Annotated in this window: 19 protein-coding genes; 11 read left to right on the top strand and 8 right to left on the bottom strand. The window is 61.7% G+C overall.

Annotated elements, in window-relative coordinates:
• Positions 1 to 209: 209 nt before the first annotated feature.
• Positions 210 to 1,844: an NADP-dependent glyceraldehyde-3-phosphate dehydrogenase gene (locus HDG39_RS09805; RefSeq protein ID WP_311666710.1), complete on the top strand. Its 1,635-nt coding sequence runs from the start codon at positions 210 to 212 to the stop codon at positions 1,842 to 1,844.
• 438 nt (positions 1,845 to 2,282) lie between these two features.
• Here HDG39_RS09805 and HDG39_RS09800 read toward each other — a convergent pair whose 3' ends face one another.
• Entirely contained in the window at positions 2,283 to 2,459 is a 177-nt protein-coding gene (locus HDG39_RS09800) for a hypothetical protein (RefSeq protein ID WP_184005448.1), read from the bottom strand.
• Between the two features lie 755 nt (positions 2,460 to 3,214).
• Complete coding sequence (locus HDG39_RS09795; protein WP_184005446.1) at positions 3,215 to 3,661, bottom strand: SRPBCC family protein; 447 nt, start codon at positions 3,659 to 3,661, stop codon at positions 3,215 to 3,217.
• Positions 3,662 to 4,034: 373 nt separating this feature from the next.
• Between HDG39_RS09795 and HDG39_RS09790 the strand changes: the two genes are divergently transcribed.
• Entirely contained in the window at positions 4,035 to 4,769 is a 735-nt protein-coding gene (locus tag HDG39_RS09790; RefSeq protein WP_184005444.1) for a haloacid dehalogenase type II, read from the top strand.
• On the opposite strand, the gene HDG39_RS09785 is transcribed toward HDG39_RS09790, so the two are convergent.
• Positions 4,752 to 5,351 (bottom strand): NUDIX domain-containing protein, encoded by a 600-nt coding sequence (locus HDG39_RS09785; protein ID WP_184005442.1) that lies wholly within the window; start codon positions 5,349 to 5,351, stop codon positions 4,752 to 4,754. The genes HDG39_RS09790 and HDG39_RS09785 overlap by 18 nt on opposite strands.
• A 79-nt stretch (positions 5,352 to 5,430) precedes the next feature.
• Between HDG39_RS09785 and HDG39_RS09780 the strand changes: the two genes are divergently transcribed.
• The 6 genes from HDG39_RS09780 (at position 5,431) to HDG39_RS09755 (ending at position 12,722) form a co-directional block, all read left to right on the top strand.
• Positions 5,431 to 6,186 (top strand): DeoR/GlpR family DNA-binding transcription regulator, encoded by a 756-nt coding sequence (locus HDG39_RS09780; RefSeq protein WP_184005440.1) that lies wholly within the window; start codon positions 5,431 to 5,433, stop codon positions 6,184 to 6,186.
• A 398-nt stretch (positions 6,187 to 6,584) separates the two neighbouring features.
• On the top strand, positions 6,585 to 7,385 hold the full coding sequence (locus HDG39_RS09775; protein ID WP_018422645.1) for a transporter substrate-binding domain-containing protein: 801 nt from the start codon (positions 6,585 to 6,587) through the stop codon (positions 7,383 to 7,385).
• A 361-nt stretch (positions 7,386 to 7,746) separates the two neighbouring features.
• Positions 7,747 to 9,420: an alpha,alpha-trehalase TreA gene (gene treA, locus HDG39_RS09770; RefSeq protein ID WP_184005438.1), complete on the top strand. Its 1,674-nt coding sequence runs from the start codon at positions 7,747 to 7,749 to the stop codon at positions 9,418 to 9,420.
• A gap of 54 nt (positions 9,421 to 9,474) precedes the next feature.
• Positions 9,475 to 9,843 carry a DUF2784 domain-containing protein gene (locus HDG39_RS09765; protein ID WP_184005436.1) on the top strand — a complete coding sequence of 123 codons (369 nt, stop codon included), beginning with the start codon at positions 9,475 to 9,477 and terminating at the stop codon, positions 9,841 to 9,843.
• Positions 9,844 to 10,436: 593 nt separating this feature from the next.
• Positions 10,437 to 12,272: a S10 family serine carboxypeptidase-like protein gene (locus HDG39_RS09760; protein WP_184005434.1), complete on the top strand. Its 1,836-nt coding sequence runs from the start codon at positions 10,437 to 10,439 to the stop codon at positions 12,270 to 12,272.
• Between the two features lie 51 nt (positions 12,273 to 12,323).
• A complete protein-coding gene (locus tag HDG39_RS09755; RefSeq protein WP_184005432.1) occupies positions 12,324 to 12,722 on the top strand; it encodes a 2-oxoglutarate dehydrogenase in 399 nt (132 codons plus the stop codon).
• A gap of 123 nt (positions 12,723 to 12,845) precedes the next feature.
• Here the strand turns inward: HDG39_RS09755 and HDG39_RS09750 are convergent, their stop codons facing one another.
• Both HDG39_RS09750 and HDG39_RS09745 read right to left on the bottom strand, forming a co-directional pair.
• A complete protein-coding gene (locus HDG39_RS09750; protein WP_184005430.1) occupies positions 12,846 to 13,259 on the bottom strand; it encodes a VOC family protein in 414 nt (137 codons plus the stop codon).
• A 147-nt stretch (positions 13,260 to 13,406) separates the two neighbouring features.
• Complete coding sequence (locus tag HDG39_RS09745) at positions 13,407 to 13,940, bottom strand: helix-turn-helix domain-containing protein (protein ID WP_184005428.1); 534 nt, start codon at positions 13,938 to 13,940, stop codon at positions 13,407 to 13,409.
• 246 nt (positions 13,941 to 14,186) lie between these two features.
• Between HDG39_RS09745 and HDG39_RS09740 the strand changes: the two genes are divergently transcribed.
• Positions 14,187 to 14,405, top strand: a complete 219-nt coding sequence (locus HDG39_RS09740) for a hypothetical protein (protein ID WP_184005427.1) — start codon at positions 14,187 to 14,189, stop codon at positions 14,403 to 14,405.
• Between the two features lie 145 nt (positions 14,406 to 14,550).
• Here the strand turns inward: HDG39_RS09740 and HDG39_RS09735 are convergent, their stop codons facing one another.
• A complete protein-coding gene (locus tag HDG39_RS09735) occupies positions 14,551 to 15,624 on the bottom strand; it encodes an AI-2E family transporter (RefSeq protein WP_184005425.1) in 1,074 nt (357 codons plus the stop codon).
• A gap of 467 nt (positions 15,625 to 16,091) precedes the next feature.
• Here HDG39_RS09735 and HDG39_RS09730 point away from each other — a divergent pair, with 467 nt between their 5' ends.
• Positions 16,092 to 17,369, top strand: coding sequence for a hypothetical protein (locus HDG39_RS09730; RefSeq protein ID WP_184005423.1), 1,278 nt, complete (start codon positions 16,092 to 16,094; stop codon positions 17,367 to 17,369).
• Positions 17,370 to 17,408: 39 nt separating this feature from the next.
• Here the strand turns inward: HDG39_RS09730 and HDG39_RS09725 are convergent, their stop codons facing one another.
• Positions 17,409 to 18,197 (bottom strand): hypothetical protein, encoded by a 789-nt coding sequence (locus HDG39_RS09725; protein WP_184005421.1) that lies wholly within the window; start codon positions 18,195 to 18,197, stop codon positions 17,409 to 17,411.
• Between the two features lie 378 nt (positions 18,198 to 18,575).
• Here HDG39_RS09725 and HDG39_RS09720 point away from each other — a divergent pair, with 378 nt between their 5' ends.
• A complete protein-coding gene (locus HDG39_RS09720) occupies positions 18,576 to 20,162 on the top strand; it encodes a phospholipase D family protein (RefSeq protein ID WP_184005419.1) in 1,587 nt (528 codons plus the stop codon).
• 8 nt (positions 20,163 to 20,170) lie between these two features.
• Here HDG39_RS09720 and HDG39_RS09715 read toward each other — a convergent pair whose 3' ends face one another.
• A complete protein-coding gene (locus HDG39_RS09715) occupies positions 20,171 to 20,725 on the bottom strand; it encodes a hypothetical protein (protein WP_409259186.1) in 555 nt (184 codons plus the stop codon).
• Positions 20,726 to 20,798 lie beyond the last annotated feature (73 nt).

The following is a 20,798-nucleotide window of genomic DNA, read 5'->3' as shown; positions in this document are numbered from 1 at the left end:
ACCGTTCATCAGGCGTTGAACACGGTTCGTCTTCAACTCTGTTCTCTGCCATTAGCTATGCTTCTCTCTGTGTCTTGCGCACGACCCAATGATCGGTCCGACAGGTACCGTTACGTCACCAGCGGGTAGGCACGGTCGCATTGATTGCGTTCGAGCAATGCCCAACACCTGGCGGTCCACCGCGTACTGCACGAACATAGGAGCGAAACGTGGCAAATATTGACTTCGAGAACCTCTGGCAGTTGTTTCCAGTCATCGACGATATTCCCGAGACCGCCCGCCTCGCGGAGCCGATTCATCAGCGCGTCTCGCTCGTCGATGGAGAATTGAAGGCATGGGATGGCGCCTGCAAGAACGTGCAGTCCCCAGTTTGCGTGCGACAAGCCTCCGGCGACGCTGAACAGGTCGTAATTGGCAGTTATCCGGTCATGGGCGAGGTCGAGAGCGATGCCGCACTGAACGCAGCCGTGCGAGCCTACGATCACGGCCGCGGTGAATGGCCAACGATGACAGTCGCGCAGCGCATCGGCTGCATGCAAGACTTCATTCGTCTCATGGCGGCCAGGCGCCATGAGATTGTGAATCTGATCATGTGGGAAATCGGCAAGAGCCTTGCCGATTCGCAGAAGGAGTTCGACCGCACCATCAGCTATATGCATGACACTATCTCGGCGCTCAAGGAGCTAGACAATAACAACTCGCGCTTTGTCATCGCCGAGGGCACCATCGGCCAGATTCGCCGCACCCCGCTGGGCGTCGTACTGTGCATGGGGCCTTACAACTATCCGCTGAACGAAACGTTCGCGACGCTCATTCCCGCATTGCTGATGGGCAACACCGTCGTGTTCAAGCCACCCCAATATGGCACGCTGCTGTTCTTTCCACTGCTCGAGGCTTTCCGCTCTGCTTTCCCGAAAGGCGTCGTCAACACGATTTATGCACCGGGTGCGGTGGTGGTGCCACACATGCTCGCCTCAGGAAAGATCGACGTGCTTGCTCTGATCGGCTCAAGCAAGGTTGCAGACCACCTGAAAAAACAGCACCCAAAGTCGCATCGGCTACGCGCCGTTCTCGGCCTTGACGCAAAAAACGCCGCGATTGTGTTGGCTGACGCCGACATAGACCTCGCCGTGAAGGAATGTCTGCTCGGAACGCTGTCGTTCAATGGTCAACGGTGCACAGCGCTCAAGATATTGATGGTCCACCGTTCGATCGTCGATACGTTTCTTCAGCGCTTTAACGCAGCGCTCAAAAATCTCAAGGTGGGCATGCCGTGGGAACAGGGTGTGTCCATTACACCGCTGCCGGGCATGCATCGCACGGCCTACATGACCCAGGCAATTGACGATGCGAAAGCGAAAGGCGCGGCGGTCGTGAACGAAGGTGGAGGCGTGTTCTGCAAAACTCTTTTCTATCCGGCCGTGGTGTACCCCGTCAAGGAAGGGATGATGCTCTATCGTGAGGAGCAGTTCGGACCGATCATCCCAGTCGTGCCGTTCGATGACATTGATACACCACTCGAGTATGTCATCACTTCGGACCACGGTCAGCAGGTCAGCATTTTCGGCACCGACGCTGCCCAAATTGGCTCGCTGGTCGACCCGCTCGTCAATCAGGTGTGCCGCGTCAATCTCAACAGCCAGTGCCAGCGAGGCCCAGACGTCTTTCCGTTTGCCGGCCGCAAGGATTCTGCGGAAGGTACGCTATCGGTCACCGATGCGTTGCGCGCGTTCTCGATCCGCTCCATGGTCGCGGCCAGGGAGACCGATCTGAACAGGACGCTGCTCGATACGATGGTCACGAATCATCACTCGAAGTTCGTGAACACCGGTTTTATCTTTTAGCGGCTCGATGGGTATCGAGCTCGAGTCCCGGTGTGGAGATTCAGCGCGCGACGCCGTAAAGGTCAGCGCATCGCGCGCATGGTTGAGTGAGAGGGTCCATTCGTCAGTTGGGGCGATTTCGCGTGACGTCCGGCCAGTCGATGCCCGTAGAAAGCATGGGTTTAAAAGCGACGGGTATTTGCAACTTCCTATGGTGCTGCTTCATGCATCAACCCAACGTTCTTCCCTGGTTCAGGATGCGCGGAGCGGGTCACTGCGGGTCCGGATGAGCCAAGCCCGCTGCCTCGATAATCTGCTCGTATCGTTCCACGCCGACTACGGCTCGGTACTCCTGCATGCCGGATGAGCGCGTGCGACGTCCTGCAAATCGCACCGCAGACTTCCAGCTGCTCAGCGTGCACCATGGCCTGCCCCAAAGTCATGGCCACTTCGGTCTACTTATTGCAGCTGAACAGCGAGCAAGTCGTTGGCGAACGCGGGCCGGGCGGAGGCGAACTCCATCAGGTCGAGGAAGCCCTCGCTGACCGCAAACTCATGCAGCGCATCATCGCCGCTGTCAGCTTTGATGCGACCGTAGCTTTCGACCATTTTCAGGTCGGTAATCAAGTACATCATCTCAACCTCTTTCTGTCTGGGAATGCCCCGAGTTGTCACGCTCATACCTCGACGGAAAGAATGCGCCCCGTCGGGCCGTTGTCGTCTCATGCTTCGGTCCGAAGAGTACGTAGCGTGGCTTAATTCAAGCTTAAACAATGCCAACGATGAGAACGCCTCGCCGGAACGGAGACTCGGCAGCGCCCAATCGGAAAACCTCGCGGAATAGCATCAAATCCGTCGCGAAGCGGTTGAACACTGGACGGTCGTTTGGCGGGGAGAATAAAGTGCCCTCGGGTCACTGCGGTTCACAGCGAATATTGCTGCATCGCACTACACAACATGTCGGTTGGAACCGACCTTATCGTTGATCAGGCAGTGAAAGCAGTTTGAAGCGGACTTTGTTGCATCCCATTAGCCGCCGCGTCGGAAACGGACCGGCGTTGCGCATCTGTGGGGCATCATCGAATCCGAAGAGGAGAAGCGCGCGATCCGCGTCGGCGCGGAAAATGTGCCCGGCATCAAGCGGGTAGAGAGCTATCTGGAGTCGCCGAGGGTGATTCCGACGCTGTAGCCGGCGCACCGTGTACGTGCCGAACGTTCCCAGCTTGACTGCGGGCGGCGCGGTTTGGAGCCGCGCCGAGTTCGGCTGTTTCCTGATCACGATTTGAAGGTCGCCAATCGCGCAGCAAGTGGGACGAAGGATGCAATCGTCCCCGCTGCGCTTTGCGAGGAGATATTTGCCCGATGACGGAGCACGCGGCTGTTATTGAATGTCAGTCCGCAATCTCCGGCTCGACCAGCTTCGCCAGTTGCGCGAGCGACTCCTGCCAGCCGAGGTAACACATCTCGACCGGAATCATCTCGGGGATGCCTTCCTGCACGATATTCAGTTCGGTCCCGCACGACACCTGCCGCAACGAAACGGTCGTGTGCATCTGACCGGGCAGATTCGGGTCGTCGAAATGGTCCGAATAGCGGATCGTTTCGAACGGCACCAGTTCGATGTACTCGCCGCCGAACGAGTGCCCCTTGCCCGAGCCGAAGTTGTGAAACGACATCCTGTAGGTGCCGCCGACGCGCGCATCCATCTGATGCACGTCGCAGGTGAAGCCATACGGCGGTAGCCATTTCGCCATCGCGGCGGGTTCGAGGAACGCGCGATAGATACGCTCGGGCGTCGTGCGCAAAACACGGTGGAATTTGACGGTTCCGGTAGCCATGATGAGTATGCCTTTCACTGGATGGGTTGAACATACTGTCACGACGCGCCCGCGTTGCGGGAATCGACACGCACGAGACCAGGCAAAACCCGTAGACGGTTGACACTCGTTTAACAGGTGCATCCCCCTCTCGAACGTTTGTTACACCGCATTGCCCTTTCACTCGCGCCAACGGATACAGCAGCGTGCCCGCTCATTGCAAGCGGCTCGATCTTCGAATCGTCGCGCATTGCGTTCCATACGGACTGCGTTGCGGTCGAAGCGTCCCCGGTCGCCATAGCATCCCCGTCCTTTTTAGATGATCGATGATAGCAACGCGTGCCTTCTGTTCGCCTAAGATGGGTGGTTCCCGTCACAGCCACCAAGGAAGGTCATGAGCATCGACTCGACACATCAAACCGCCATCAAAGCTTTCGTGTTCGATGTCTTCGGAACCGTGGTTGACTGGCGAAGCGGCGTCGCGCGCGAAGCGCAACCGTTTCTGCAGCGGCACATGCCGAATCTCGACGCATTCGACTTCTCGGACGCATGGCGACGCGAGTATTCGCCCGCGATGGAAGAAGTGCGTAGCGGACGCAGACCGTATGTGCGTCTCGACGTGCTGCACCGGGAAAACCTCGTCAAAGTGTTGGCGCGTTTCGGCATCGCCAACGTTCCCGAGCCGGAGATCGATGAGTTGAACCAGGCCTGGCATCGGCTGGACCCCTGGCCCGATGCCGTCGACGCATTGCAGCGCCTGAAGGCGCGCTTCATCATCGCACCGCTATCCAACGGCAACATTCGCCTGATGGTGGACATGGCAAAGCGTGCCGGTCTGCCCTGGGATGCCATTCTAGGTGCCGAAGTCGTCCGCGCTTATAAGCCCTCGCCGCTGGTCTATAGCGAAACGGCGGAAATTCTCGGCATTGCGCCACGCGAATTATGCCTCGTGGCCGCACATAACAACGATCTCGCCGCTGCCCGGCGTGTCGGCTTGAGCACCGCGTTCGTGGTGCGACCAACCGAGCATGGCCCTCAACAGACGAGCGATCTGAAGGCGGACGAGGCGTGGGACTTCATCGTCGACGATCTGCACGAACTGGCGACGCAACTAGACTGCGCGCGCTGACGCAAACCCACGCAAGGCGACGTACTGCAACAGCATGATCGTCTTGCCGTCGACGATTTCCCCTGCGTCGACCGCTCGCAACGCGGCTTGCAACGGCAATTCGATCACCTCGAGATCTTCCCCTTCATCCTCGACGCCGCCGCCGTCGTTGACCCGCATCGACGCGTCGTACTCGCCGACATAGAAGTAGAGCTTTTCGGTTACGGATCCCGGGCTCATGTAGGCCTCGAAAATTTTGTGGACCTGACCCATGCGATACCCCGTTTCCTCCTCGACTTCGAGCCGGATGCGTTCTTCCGGCGAAGCGTTGTCGAGCAACCCGCCCGGCGCTTCGATCATCATGCCGTCGTGACCGTTCACGAACGCGGGCATGCGGAATTGTCGCGTGAGTATCACGTTGCCGGTGCGCGGACTGTGCAGCAGGATCGTCGCGCCGTTGCCGCGATCGTAGGTCTCGCGGTTCTGCCGCTGCCATGTGCCATCGCGACGCAGGAAGTCGAACGTCACCTTCTTCAGCGTGTACCAGTCGTCGGATAGCAAGGTCGTTCCGACGATGCGAACCCGGTCTTTCGTTGCGGTCATGGCGCCTCCTGTCGACCATGGACAATGATTCATGGTATCGTGCAACTTCGTGCAATTTCAAGATATTTCATGCAATGCAATGTTGACGACCCAACGCAAGAAAGCGATCCTCGACGAACTCGCGCGCAACGGGCAGGTCCTGGCAGGCGAGCTGAGCGCGGCGTTTGGCGTGTCGGAAGACACGATCCGCCGCGATCTACGCGAACTGGCCGCGGAGGGGCGCTTGCAGCGCGTCCACGGCGGCGCGTTGCCCGCGTCGGCGGCGCTCGCGTCATTCGAGCAGCGTCAGGACATAGAGACGCTCGCCAAGCGGCGCATCGCTCGGCGAGCGGTCGAACTGATCGCGCCGGGGCAAACCGTGATCGTCGACGGCGGCACCACGTCGGCGCTATTGGTCCAGGAGCTGCCGTCCGATTTGCACGCGACCATCGTCACGCATAGTCCGAGCGTCGCCACGGCGCTTGCCGCGCATCCTTGTGTCGAGGTGATCCTGATTGGCGGCCGGCTTTACAAACATTCGATCGTGGCCGTCGGCGCCGCGGCGATGGAAGGCATTTCGCGCATCCATGCCGACCTGTACTTCATGGGGGTGACCGGCGTGCATCCCAGCGCTGGGCTGAGCACCGGTGACTTCGAGGAAGCCGCGATCAAGCGCGCGCTCGCCGCACGGGCGGCGGAAACGGTCGTGCTCGCGTCGTCGTCGAAACTGAACGCCGCATCGCGGTTCGTGATCGGCGAGATCAAACTCGCGCAGACCATCGTGGTCGAGAAGAAGACCAGCGCGGAATTGACGAAGCCGATCGAAGCGGCTGGGGTGACTGTGGTGAGAGCGTAGAGGTGGCGCGCCCTGGATCACGCCGACGTCCTGGCTTTCGAGCAGGTACATGACGAAATCGCTGTCGTTGGCGATCACGCGTCCGTCGGGCGTACGCCGCCCGATCACACCCGCGCATGACGGATAAACATAGAATGCGCCGGTCGGACGAGGACAATAGAGTCCATCGATCGCATTCAGTCTATCCACCACGAGATCGCGCCGCTGCGATTTTTCGAAGCCGGAGTTTCATCCGCGCGCGCCCGCTTCCGAACAAAGATAAAACAGGCGACTTTTGAAGTGCTAGGATGACGCGCGCAACCCGGCCTGTTCCACGAAACGACACTGCCGGGTTGCCGACACGATGGTGAAATCGTTGCGTTGTGCAGCCTGATACTCAAGTACAGAGGAGACACTCAATGAAACTTTCGAAGCTGCTTATAAACGCGTTAGCGCTCTCGGCTCTCAGCTTTACCGCAGTCGCGGCTCATGCCGAAGATCTGCTCGACTCGGTCAAACAGGCCGGAGTCCTGAAGATCGGTCTCGAAGGCACCTATCCGCCGTTCGACTCGCGCAACAAGGACGGCGAGCTCGAAGGCTTCGACGTCGACGTCGCGAAAGCCGTGGCGGCGAAACTCGGCGTAAAGCCGGTATTCATTCCGACCGAGTGGAGCGGCATTATCGCTGCGCTGCAGAGCGGCAAATTCGACGTGATCATCAATCAGGTCACCATTACCCCGCAACGCAAACAGGTTCTTGATTTCAGCCAGCCGTACACGTACTCGGCCGCGCAGCTGATCCAACGGGCGGACGACAAGCGTGAGTTCAAATCGCTCGACGAATTCAAGGGCGACAAGAAGATCGGCGTGACGCTCGGCACCAACTACGACCAGATGGCGCGCGCGGTACCTGGCATCAACGTGCAAACTTATCCGGGTGCGCCCGAGAAACTGCGCGATCTCGCCGCCAGGCGTATCGATGCGACGATCGACGACCGGCTGATGCTGCCGTACATCATCAAGAACTCGCAGTTGCCGCTGCGTACGGGCGCGGTGCTGAAAGGCGCCGAGCAGGAAATGGGCATCCCGTTCCGCAAGGACAATCCGAAGTTCGCGAAAGCACTCGACGACGCGTTGACCCAAATGAAGCAGGACGGCACGCTCAAGAAGATCTCGATGCACTGGTTCGGCACGGACGTGACTCAGCCTATCGCGCAGTAATCTTCTCGTTGTTCTCGCGTACCCGCGCCGACCTGCAGGATGCTCGACGCAGGTACGTCGCTTGCTCGCTGAGCGGTTTCTGCCGCGGAATCGCTCGCGATCAACGCTTCCATTGCTTCGAATCACGAAGCAAGCGCGGATACGCCATTACGCGCATCTTCTCCCTCGTTCATCACGCTTCCTTCTTCATGCTGAATGCATGCACGCTCTGCTGCGCCGCAGTTGCCTGATGCTTCGAAAGCGTGCGATGCTTTCGGAGCCATTGATCCGGCCACCTCGTGTCGGACTCGCATGTCGCCGGGAGACGACCTCGAATGGCACGCGATGAGACCAGTGAAATGCCCACAACCTTGGAGGCATCATGAGCATTCAATCACTGTCTCGCAGCAGCGCCGCGTCAACCGCGCATCTCTTCCCCAGCTCAAAAGAGTACTTCGTGCCGCGGCGTTCGCCGATCACGCTCGGCGTCGCCTGCATCGCCTCGCTCGTCTTCGCATCCGCGAGCTGTCTCGCCGATACCCAGGTGGGCGCCACGCTGCCGCCGGCGCCCGACATTCTGTACGGCGATCTGTTCGTCGCCGTGCAAACCGCGCAGATCTTCCCCGACCAGAAGACGTTCGTCGACGCGACGCCGAATGGCAATCCCGCCGCGATCGTCCAGCTATACGAAACGCAGAAGAACCAGACCGGCTTTTCGCTGCAGAAATTCGTCAGCCAGTACTTCACGCCGCCGCCCGATCAGAGCATCACGCCGCCGCCGAACCAGAGTCTGCGCGAGCACATCGACTGGCTCTGGAACGGCCTCACGCGCACGACGACGAGCGCGCCCGACTACAGCTCGCTGATCCCGCTGCCCAAACCATACGTCGTGCCGGGCGGCCGCTTTCGCGAAGGCTACTACTGGGATACCTATTTCACGATGCTGGGGCTGCAGGAGTCCGGGCGTGAAGATCTCGTCGACGATATGCTCGACAACTTCGCGTACATGATCGACACGTTCGGCCACATACCGAACGGCAATCGCACGTACTATCTGAGCCGCTCGCAGCCGCCGTTCTACTCGTATATGGTGGAGCTCGCGGCGCAAAAGGAAGGCAACAAGGTTTATCAGAAGTACCTGCCTGTGCTACGCAAGGAGTACGCGTACTGGATGCAAGGCTCGTCGAGCACGCCGCGCGGCGGCGCTACGCGCAATGTGGTCGTGCTCAACGATGGCACCGTGCTGAACCGCTACTGGGACGATCTGGACACGCCGCGCGACGAGTCGTACCTCGAGGACGTGCAGACCGCGCAGGCGAGCGGCCGGCCGGCCAACCAGGTCTACCGCGATCTGCGCGCGACCGCCGAAAGCGGCTGGGATTTCAGCTCACGCTGGTTCGGCGACAACCAGACGCTCGCAACGGTGCGCACGACATCGATCATCCCGGTCGATCTGAACAGCCTGTTGTTCCATCTGGAGACGACGATCGCGCGCGGCTGCTCGGAGACACGCGACTTCCGTTGCGTCGCGCAGTTCATCGGCTACGCGGCGCGGCGCGCGGAAGGCATCAACCGCTATCTGTGGAATCGCAACGGCTACTACGGCGACTACGACTGGCAACTCGGCAAGTCGCGCGACAACCAGACACCGGCGATGCTGTATCCGCTGATGGCCGGCGTGGCATGGCCCGATCGCGCGTGGAAGACCGCCCGGACCGTGGAGAATGTGCTGCTCAAGCAGGGCGGCCTCACGACGTCGACCTATAACACCACGCAGCAATGGGACGCGCCGAACGGCTGGGCGCCGTTGCACTGGATCGCGATTCAGGGCCTCAAGCGCTACGGACGCGCCGACCTCGCGCAGCCGATCGGCACGCGCTTTCTCGCGGACGTCGAGAACGTCTACAACACGCAGCACAAGCTCGTCGAGAAGTACGTCGTCGAAGGCGCGGGCGAAGGCGGCGGCGGGGGTGGCGAGTATCCGCTGCAGGACGGCTTCGGGTGGACCAATGGCGTAACGTTGATGCTGCTCGATCTGTACGGCAATGGGCAGTGAGTCCCCGCGGCATCGTCAAGCGAGTGCCGTGCGGCTAGTCCCAGTGGAAGCAGAATGATCTGGCTCGCCAATATTGTTCTCGTGCTGCACGCGCTGATCGTGGTGTTTATCGTCGGCGGACTATTCGCCATCTGGATCGCCCACGGTTTGCGACTCCCGTGGGCGCGAAATCGCACATTCCGGACGGTACATGTTCTCGCCATCGGTATCGTGGCGACCCTTGCGGTGCTCAATGTGCCGTGCCCGTTAACCGTTCTGGAGGATCATCTGCGCACGGGAACTGTCGGTCCGCAAGGCTTCGTACAGCGCTGGGTCAGCGCCTGGCTGTATTACGACTTTCCGGGCTGGGTGTTCGTAGTCGCCTATGTCGCGTTCTTGCTGGCAGTGATTCTTACGTGGTACCGAATTCGGCCACGAGCGTGACGGGCGTACCGCCGCCCGGACGGAAATTCCCCAGCCTGCCCTTTTTAGTTCTATTGAGGACACATTTTCACCGGTTAAATTTACCATTGAGTTATTTTTATAAAACGCAATTAATTCCGACAGCATAGGCACGAAAATCCGCAGTTCCTCATCGCCATTCAATGCAATTCAAATAAATGCGCCAGCGTTTTTCTTCCCCCATGCGGCGGCGACCGCGCCAGCGCTCGATCACAAAGCGCTACCCCTCCATAAGATGCGACTTTATTCTGAATCGCATAATTGCCGCTTGATCCTTGACAAAACCGCATTTCGCATCCTATTTTCACTCTTGCTGTAAGCATCGGAAAGATTCAATTTTAAATTTCTCTTGAAATGTCGAGATAAATCGACAGGGAATTCCTTTATCCATTCAATCATTAATCAAAGAAAGCGGATGGAAATATTAATGAAAGTATTTTGAATTAATGCATTGCGAAAAGCTGTCCATGCAACCGCTGCGTGCCATCGAGTGCGATGCGGGTTATTCGATCTCCAATGCGCGCGACCGGCGAGAAGCGGCCTTTGTGTAGCGGTATCACTCACCAGGGAACGAGATGAAACCAGACAGAAGGAGTACCGACGATGGTCGCGTCCGTCGTCATGGCCGGCTAGCCGCGCTAAGCGCGCTGACACTCGGAATCGTTATCCTCGCCGGATGCGGCGGCAGCGACGGAGGTTCGTCGGCGTCGGCGGTACCAAGCGGCATGGCGCAGGTCGCCAATCAGGCGCAAGCGGCGTCGGCGCCGCAGACGCCATCCGCCAATCAGCCCTACACCGATCTCACCACCTATTCGACGAGCGCGACGTCCGGGATAGCTGCGTCGCTGGTCGCGGAGAAAGCGGCGATCATGCATTACCAATGGACGTCCGGCAGCACCACCGTCAACTACACGACGACCACCGGCCACCTGAGCGCAATGGATCTGACGAGCGGCGCACCCGAGGCGACGATGTCCTACGTGGCCTACACGGCGCCGAGCACGAATGGCAAACCGCGCCCTGTTACGTTCGTCTATAACGGCGGGCCGGGCTCTTCGTCGATCTGGCTGCGTCTCGGATCGTTCGCGCCGACGCGCGTCGCGACCACCGATCCGCTGCTGAACGGCACCAGCTGGCCGAACTACCCGCTTGTGAACAACACCGAGAGCCTGATCGACACGACCGATCTCGTGTTCATCGATCCGCCGGGCACGGGCCTCTCCGAAGCGATCCTGCCGAACACGAACCAGACCTACTGGAGCACCGATGCCGACGCGAACATCATGCGCGACTTCATCATCCGCTACCTGACGGTCAATTCACGCAGCAGCTCGCCGGTCTATCTGTACGGCGAATCGTACGGCACGCCTCGCACCGACATCCTCGCGCTCGCGCTCGAATCGGCCGGCGTGCATCTGACGGGGATCACGCTGCAGTCTTCGATCCTGAACTACTTCGCGGACGCGATCGAGGCGGTGGCAATCACAGGTTCGCCCGACCAGCTCGCGCTCGAAACCGATACGTTGAGCGGCTACATGCCTGGCTATGCCGAGGTCGCGGCGTACTACAACCAGGTATCGCCAGCGCCACTGAGTCAGGCGACCTACGCGCTTCGCAGCGAGGCGTTCGTGACCGCCAACTACAATCTGTTCAAGAATTATTCGCTGTACTGGACCTTGAGCCAGCTCGGCGCGCCCACCTACGCGGGACCGCCGAACTTCCCGCCGACGTGGCTGGAGAAGGTCTGGGACGCCGAATCCGGTCTCACGTTGCAGGCGATGCAGGGCTACTTCAACATCAATCCGTTCAACCTCACGCTGGTGCCAGGCTCGACGATAGGCCGCTACGATGGGCGCGTGTCGTTGCCCAACTCGGACTCGCGTCTGCAGAGCGACGGCGACCCGTCGGACATCCTGATCTCGCTGCCATTCACCAATGCGTTGGCGACACAGATGCCGGATTACCTCGGCTACACGGCGCCGAACGCGGCGTACATGCCGCTGAACGACGCGATCATCGAGGTGTGGGATTTCTCGCACGGCGGCCAGCCGCTGCCCGACACGATCCCCGATCTGCTCGGCGCACTAAAGCTGAATCCGCAACTGAAGGTGCTGGCGGAAAACGGCTACCACGATCTCGCCACGCCGTTCTTCAATACCGAGAAGCAGCTCGCGCGGCTCAAGACGGTCCAGGGTCTCAACCCGAATCTGCAGGTCAACTTCTTCCAGGGTGGACATATGATTTATCTGGATGATGTGGCGCGGCCGCAGATGAAGGCGGATCTCGCGGCCTTCTATGGCGGCACGCCGATAGCGGGCGCACTCACGCTCGCGACGCTGCCGCAGCCGTGGGCCGACGAAGCGCCAGCCGCTACGCCGACGAGCGAGGCGCTCGCCGCGGCCGCGCCCTGATCGATGGTGGTTTCGCTTCGCGCGAAACCCTCTGACTACTCTTTATGGCGAATGATCATGTCTTCAATCGATATCTTGCGACGTGCTCTGGCGTTGATCGTCCTCGGTGTGATCGTCGGCAGTGCGCATGCGTTGCCGCCCCAGCCGGTGGCGCCCGTGACGCTGCCCAACGGCGGACATGGCGTGGACGGTCCGTTCTTTCCTCATAACCGTGCCAACGCGGTCGCGCCGACCACCGGCTCGACGCTGCAGCAGCAGGCTCAGCAGCGCGTGGAGAACAGACTGGGCGCGAAATCGGTGCTCAGCAACGGCTCGTCGATCACCAAGGCCCAGGCGCAAAGCAATGGGCTCGGCTATATCGCCAGGCATTTTGACGAGATCGATACCGCGCATTCGGGCCGCGTGACGTTGAACGACGTTCGGCAGTATCTGCAGCAGCATCAGCAGTGAGAGTCCGGTAGTCCGGTAGTCCAGTGGTCCGGGATGACGACCGGCGGTGCGTCGCGATCGTGCGAAGCACCGCCGGCCGTATGAGGCTGCGCGCCGCGCCCGCGCGCGGCGGATCGCTGACGCTCACTTGCCCGTTGCCGCCTGGATCATCTTCCATCCATTGCCCGCCGGATCGCGAAAGCCCGCATCGACGCTGCCGAAACGATCCACCGGCTCCTGCGTGAATTCGACGCCGCGCGCCTTCAACTGCTCGTAGCTCGCGCGACAGTCGGCGACGGACAGCACCAAAGGCGGCATCGCCCCCTTCGCGACCATCGCGCGCAGCGTTTGCGCGGTCGCTTCATCGTGGACCGGCGGCCCCGGCGCGAACAGTCCCAACTGGAAAGACGGCTGTTCCGGGTGCTGGACCGTGAGCCAGCGGTAAGCACCGTTGCGCACGTCGGTGTGGACGCGAAAGCCGAGTTTGTCGACGTAGAACGAAAGCGCCGCATCCTGATCGTCGACGTACAAACCGACCACATTGATACCCTGATTCATGACTCCTCCCTCGCTGGTTGAGGGTTCGACTGTATCGCTGGCCACGCGGCGGCGCTTCTCCAAAACTGCGATCGGCAGGTTCGGGCGTTTGCCCGGCCTTCGGCACCTTGGCGCGAAGGGACGCAGCGCGCACGTCGATACCCTCATTCACGACGTCTCGCTGGTAGGAGGCTCGACAGTGTCGCTGACCACGCGGCGGCGCTTTTCCAGAACTGCGGTCGTCAGATCGGGGCGTTGCGCGGCCTTCAGCACGCAGGCGGGCACGCGATCGAGGTCAGCGGGATTGGCGCGTGCCTGCACGCGCATCTCGCTCGGGCTCAGGCCGGTAATGTCGCGAAAGACGCGGCCGAACGTGCCGAGGCTTTCCCAGCCGGTCGCGAACGCGATGTCCGTAATGCCGAGGTCGGTGTCACGCAGCAGCGTGGTGGCCTGTTCGATACGCCGCGTCAACAGATAACGGTGTGGCGGCACGCCGAAGGCCCGCTTGAACGAACGCGCGAAATGCGCCTCCGACACGCCGCTGACTTCGGCCAGCCGCCGCACCGGCCAGGCTTCGTGCGAGGCGGCATCGATGCGGTCTTTCGCACGCAGCAGGCGACGCAGCAGCGCCGGGTCTTCGAGTGCTTCGGCGCCGCCCGAGACGGGAGTCGGCTGGACTGCAGGGTCGTGTGAGCCGGGCATATGTTCGCGTTAGAGCCGATAGCCGATGCCCGGCCGCCGCCGCGGCAAGAACGATCGCGGCCATGAGGAGCGTCCAGGCAGGCTTTGTCATCGAGCGGCGGGCCTCGTGTTGATGGAAAGACGCACAGGCTGCGGCCCCTGGCCCTGGCCGCAACCCGAGGCCATTGTTGCACGGCTTTGCGTGAACCTCGCGTCAAAGGCCGCTCGAAAATTTTTCGATTTATTTAAAGAGATGGCAACGGTGCTGTGTACGATACCGCGAACAACACCGACGCGTTCGAGCCGGGTTCGGCCTCGAAGGCGGTCACGCAGGCGTTGAGGACCGGCAGCACCACGACTTCGTCGGCCGGCAAGATCGTGTTCGACGGCTACCTGAAGAACGTCGTGTTCGCCTACAACTACATCAGCAACGGCGACGACCGGCCAGACGTGGCCAGACTCTTCGCAGTAAGCAGCAAGCGTTAAACGCTGATGGCAACAGCGTGCGGCGACGGTAAGCCGCACGCGTCGAGATAGACGTGTTTCATTCGGCGGCCCGCGCGGACTATTCCGCACGGACCGTTTTCATTTCATGCGCCGGGTCGATCATATGTCCGCCACGGTGGGCGCTTCACGCGGCCTGTTCGGTCTTGCCGTAAGTGAGCCGGCCGTTTTTCGACAGCAGCACCGCGACCGGCCGCGTCATTTCGAACTCGGAGAAAATGATCGTCATGCTGGCGGTGATCGGCACCGCGAGAAAGGCGCCCGGCACGCCCCACAAGGCCGACCACACGGCCATGCTAGCGAGAATCGCGAACGGGCTCAGGTTCAGGGAGTTGCCCGTCAGATACGGATCGAGAATATTGCCGATCACGAAGTGAATCGCGGTCAGCGACACCAGCACGACCAGGATCGAATTCAGGTCGCCGAACTGCAGCACCGACATCAGCACCGGGAACACGATCGCGAGCACCGAGCCGATATATGGCACGTAGTTCAGCAGCGCGGTCAGTATCGCCCACAGCCCGGCGAACTCGAGGCCGACGCTGCGCATCGCGAGCCAGCAGATCCCGCCTAGCAGCACGCCGAGGAACGTCTTCAGCGCGAGATAGGCGCCAATGCGCCGGTTGATGTCGGTGACCACGCCCCGGATGCGCGCCGCGTTGGTCGAATTGGCGGTCATGTTCGTCAGCTTGTCGCCGAACGTCCGGCGCTCGACCAGCAGAAAACTCGCATACAGCACGATCACGAACAGGTCGATGATCACCGACGACAACGACGCCAGCATGCCGGTCACCATCGCCTGAATGTTCAACTGCGTGAGCATGTTCCGCCGCAGCGATTCCCACGTCGGCTCGCTTTCGAGGTGCAGCAGCGTCGAAATCTTGTGGATCATCAGCAGGACCGAGTCCTGGTAGCGCGGCGCGAGCGCGACGAGCGCGTCGTAGTTCTCGACGAGCATGTCGACCGCGAAGAAGATCGCGGCGCCGATCAGGAACATCGAGAGTCCGTAGCGCAACTGGACCGGCAGCCGCGGGCCGATCACCGGAATGCGTTGCAGCAGCCGCGTGAAGTCGACCACCACGTATACCGCGATCGCGCCGAACACGATCGGCACGAAAACCGCGCGCCCGATATACAGCACCCAGCCCACAATCAGCAGCAGCACCACTACATAGACGGACGCCTGCAATCTGTCGGTCATTGGTCAGTACTCCATGAATCCGCAAACAGGTGCGCCAGAGAGTCACCCCAAGGTCACCCGAGGACGAAGGCGATGGCCGGGCACGCGCCCGCCGTACGATCCCCTTGCCAGCGGGTCGCGCGAGGGACAGCACTGATCTTCGCACAGAACGATGACAGCTCACATAAAAAGCGCGCCAGATCGCTCCGCCGGCAAACTCCGGGCCGACACCTCGAAATGCGCCAGTAGAATGTCGCGAAACGTTGTGATGCGCCGGATTCGCTCATGAAACCCATCTGCTACGCTGCCCTAATCGGTTTCAATCTCCTGACGTCATCGGAAGCGAGCGCCTGCGTCACGCGGTGGCAGCGCACGGCCGAATCCACGCAGTGAAGCCGCGCCGCGCGTGCCCGTGCGATGTCCGCGCTATATCTGTGCGTGATGTCCGACTGCACGCATCCTCTCACCTCACGGCATGGGAGTACGAGATGCTGCAACGGCTAGGGTCGCGATTCATCGCAGTCGGTCTGATGTGGACTTTGTCCGCTTGTGGCGGTGGTGGGGGCGGCAGCGCCGCCGACCCGGGCAGCACCGGCTCGAACGGCGCGGCTGGCGCGACCACGCCAGCATCGAGTCCCGCGCCCGCGTCGAGTCCGACACCGGCATCTAGCCCGGCCCCCGCGTCGAGCCCGTCGAGCGCATCCGACGCGAGCGCCACGACACCGAAGCTCGCCGCCGCGACGCCGGTCATCGACGGCACGACACTCGGCGCCGCGATCTGGCCCGCGGGCGTCACGTCGTCGGGAGGAACCGGTCAGCCCGTCAGCGGACTGAACTGCGGGTTGCGCAGTACCGCGTACACGTACGCACATCTGTCGATCTACCAGAACGGACAACTGCTGACGCTGCCGCCAAACATCGGCATGGTCGAGCCAACCCTCACCACGCCGACTGGCTGCGCATATCCGGTGCACACGGTCGATTCGAGCGGCAAGATCCATATGGACGCGACGACCGGCGCGACCTATACGCTCGGCCAGTTCTTCTCGATCTGGGGCGAGACGCTGAGTGCGTCGAACGTGGCGGGTTTGACCGCCTCGCCAATCGCGATCTACGTGAACGACGGCGGCACGCTCACGCAATATACGGGCGACCCCGCGAGCCTCGTGCTGAAGCCGCACACCGAAATCACGGTCATGGTCGGCACGCCTGTCACACAAGTGCCCACCTATACCTGGACCGATCCGCCGCCGGTCGACCCGAACCCGATCACGCTCGTCTTCGGAGGCGTGGTCGGCTCGTCGTTCTGGCCGAACGGCACGACCTCGACGGGCGGCACCGGCACGCCGGTCGACGGCCTGACCTGCGCGCCGGACATGAGCGTGCTGTACCACGTGCACGCGCACCTCGCGATCATCAAGGACGGGCAGTGGCTCGCGTTGCCGATGAACGTCGGCATCCTGTCGCAATGCACGTATGAGATGCATACGCACGACAACACCGGCATCATCCATATCGAAGCGCCGAACCTCAAGACCTATACGCTCGGCGAGTTCTTCGATATCTGGGGCGAGCCGCTGACGAACACGAACGTCGCGGGCATCATGGGGGACGTGGTCGCGTATATCAACGACAACGGCGATTCGCGCCGCTATATGGGCGACTTGCGCAGTATCGAGCTGACGTCGTTGCGCGACATCACGCTGCAAATCGGTACGCCGCCGGTAAGCACGTTGGCGACGTATTCGTGGTACGAACCGCAGTGACGTCGGCCGGAGGCCGCGTCACTTCGCCATGGCGCGGCTTCAACGCGAAGTACCCGAATGCCCGATACCGCCCGGCCGGCGCGACACGATGCCCGCGACGGAGCGCGGCGCCGCGTTCGCGACCAGAATCATCGCCGCGCCGGCGAGACCGCTCGACACGTGCTTCAACGCATGGCCGGCGATCACGTGATGCGTCAGCTCCCATATCTGCCAATCGAGGCTTTCGAAAATCTTCGCGACCCCGTAGAAGACGATCACGAGCGTCCACGCGATGACGCCGTCCACCTTGCGCGTGAGCGTCAGGCCGACGATCAGCATGAGCCCGCCGAACTGAAGAATCGCGTAAGGCCACAGGCTGTTGAACACGAGCCAGTAGCCGACGGTGGCGGGCGACACGACCACCATGATCAGCATCTGCGCCCAGCCGATGCGCTGTCCGCTCCACGACGTCCATAGCATGGCGAGGATGCCGGCGAACACGATGGTCATCGGCAGACGGTCCCAGACGAGCGTCGCATCGTTCGGCGCCATGTGGTAGTAAGCCGAGCCGAACGCGGTGAAGAGCAGCCCGAGCGCGGCGACGACCATGCCGGGAAATTGCGCCGGCTGGTTGGACGCATGCCGCCTAACCCAGCCGAGACCAAGCATGCCGGCGATCAGAATGACGACGTTCGACAGCACGTCCGCCGCATGGTGCAGTGGCCCCAGCGAGCGTTGATCGGCGAAGTGGTGATACGAGGCCGGCTGCGCGAGCGGCCATATCATCTGCAGCACGGTGCCCACCACGAAAAGCAGCACGCTAGCAAGCAGCAAGCGGGAGATCTTCACGTTGCTCGACTCCACAGTGGGCGAAACGCTCGAAGACGCCGTGAACCGGACCCTTTATGACCCTTTGCGCTGACACGGAGCGGATCACGCTCGATTGCATGGAAACCATGCGGTCGACGCGCGGCCGGGTTGGCCCTCGTTCGAATTCGCGCAGCCTGCCCGTATCATCGGACAAAGCGCTTTGCGCAACAAGAGCGTCGGGCGGCGCACCGATGGGCATGCGCTCATAGTATTCTTCTCAACCAATGCAAGTTGCGTGCAAGCATGCGCGCGACACCGTCAGTACAGGCGGTCGAGCGAAGCTTTGTCGAGCAACGCCACGATGTTCCGATTCTGGAACCGGCCGGGTCGCGCGACCCAAGGGAAAACCTGGACTCCATGCAAGCGCAGATACACCCCCGCTCGTTCCCGCATCGCCGATGGAGAGGCGCGCTGTGCGCGCTGCTGTGCGCAAGCCTGCTGGCCGGCTGCGCGCCGTTACCGTCGCTCGAGGGTCGCAAGGAGTCGCGTGCGTTGTCGCCCGCGGTGGCCGCCAGCACGGATCTCGGTCGCGCGGTCGCGCCCGAGCTGGCCGCGCACGCGGGGCTGGCGGGCATTTATCCGCTGGCGGATGCGCATGTCGCGTTTGCCGCGCGCATGGACCTGATCCGTTCCGCGCAACGCACGCTCGACATCCAGTACTACATCTGGCGCGACGATCTGACCGGCACACTGCTGCTAGAACAGATCCACGAAGCGGCGGACCGGGGCGTGCGGGTGCGCCTGCTGCTCGACGATCTCGGCATCGCCTCCGCGCTCGACCCGACACTCGCGGCGCTCGACGCGCATCCGAACATCGAGGTGCGCCTGTTCAACCCGTTCGTCGTGCGCAGCCCGAAAATCCTCGGCTTCGTGACCGACTTCTCGCGCGCCAATCGGCGCATGCACAACAAGTCCCTGACCGCCGACGCCACCGCGACGATCCTCGGCGGCCGCAACATCGGCGACGAGTACTTCGATGCCACCGACGGCGTCGTCTTCGCCGACCTCGACGTACTCGCGGTCGGACCGGCCGCGACCGACGTCTCGCGCGATTTCGACCGCTACTGGGCAAGCGCGTCGGCGTATCCGGTCGGCAAGATCCTCGCGCACGAGAGCGTCGATGAGCTGGCCACGCTGGAGCGTAATGCGCAGGCGATCGAGCAGGATCCTGCCGCCGCTGAGTATAAGGAGGCGCTGCGCGGCCCGCGCGTCGTGCAGAACCTGCTCGACGACAAGCTGCCGCTCGACTGGGCCAAAACGAAGATGATCAGCGACGACCCCGCGAAAGGCCTGAACGACGCGCCGCCGGAAGCGCTGATTGCCCACCAGCTACACGAAGTGATGGGCCAGCCGACCAAGTCGCTCGACCTCGTCTCCCCGTACTTCGTGCCGGCAAACACGGGCACGCAGTATCTGAGCGGGCTCGCCGCTCAGGGCGTCGACGTGCGGGTGTTGACGAACGCGCTCGAAGCGACCGATGTCGTCGCCGTGCATTCGGGCTATATGAGGCGGCGCGTCGAGTTGCTGCAAAACGGCGTGCACCTGTATGAATTGCGGCGCGAGGCGGGCGCCACCTACAAGAAAGAACAGTCGCCGGGGCCGTTCGGCAGTTCCGGGTCGAGCTTGCATGCGAAGACTTTCATCGTGGACTCCCAGCGGGTCTTCGTCGGTTCGTTCAACTTCGATCCGCGCTCCGCGCATCTGAATACCGAGCTTGGACTCGTAATCGACAGCACCGAGCTCGCGACGCGGGTCGATCGCAAGTTTCTCGCGCTGCTGCCGACCGTCGCGTACGCGGTGCATCTCGACAAAAACGGCAAGCTGTACTGGATCGAAACCAACGGCGACGTTGAAACCCGCCACGACACCGAACCGAATACGACGTGGTACGCACGGCTCGGTGTCTGGATGCTGTCGATTATGCCAATTGAGTCGCTGCTATAGCTCGCAGTTCAGAATCGTCGCAAATCGCGATCTCGCAGTGGATCGGGCGTGCGCTGCGTCTCGCGCAACACACCGTTGGTGTCGAACGCGAAATTGAATAGCATATGGTGGATGTTGCTTTCGATATAACGATACGACCAGACTTCGCGTTGCGAGAGCCGGAAGAACTGCGTTTGCACGGGGCGGCCGAAATTGATCAGCACATCCTCGCGCGTCCATTTGCCGATTTCCGCGCGATTGAATTCGCTCAACTGCAAGACCTGACGCACGTTCACGATCTTGCCCGAAGCGTCGATATCGGCGGCGACGGTGGTCGAGCCCATCGGCTGGGTCGGCCACATCAGTCGGCGGCCGCCCCCCGGCAGGTCATAGACTTCGCGCGGCGGACCCATGCGGGCGACGATCGCCGCTTGATCCTGACCCGCCTGGAATTGCTGCCACGGTTGCGCGCAAGCCGCGAGCATCAACGCCGTCGCGCACGTGAGCGCGGCGCGGCGCAATGCCAGCGGCGCGCGCGCGGTTCGCGCGGCAGCGTTACGAACGTGGGCGAGGCGGGTAAGCAAGGGTTCCTCCCGTTACGTTCGATCGCACGATCCCTCACCGCGCAAAAGCCGAGGCGACACGGGCTGCGCGCCC

Source organism: Paraburkholderia lebeckiae (assembly GCF_014201005.1).
Taxonomy (GTDB): Bacteria; Pseudomonadota; Gammaproteobacteria; order Burkholderiales; family Burkholderiaceae; genus Paraburkholderia; species Paraburkholderia tuberum.
This window is presented reverse-complemented; position numbering and strand designations above follow the sequence as displayed.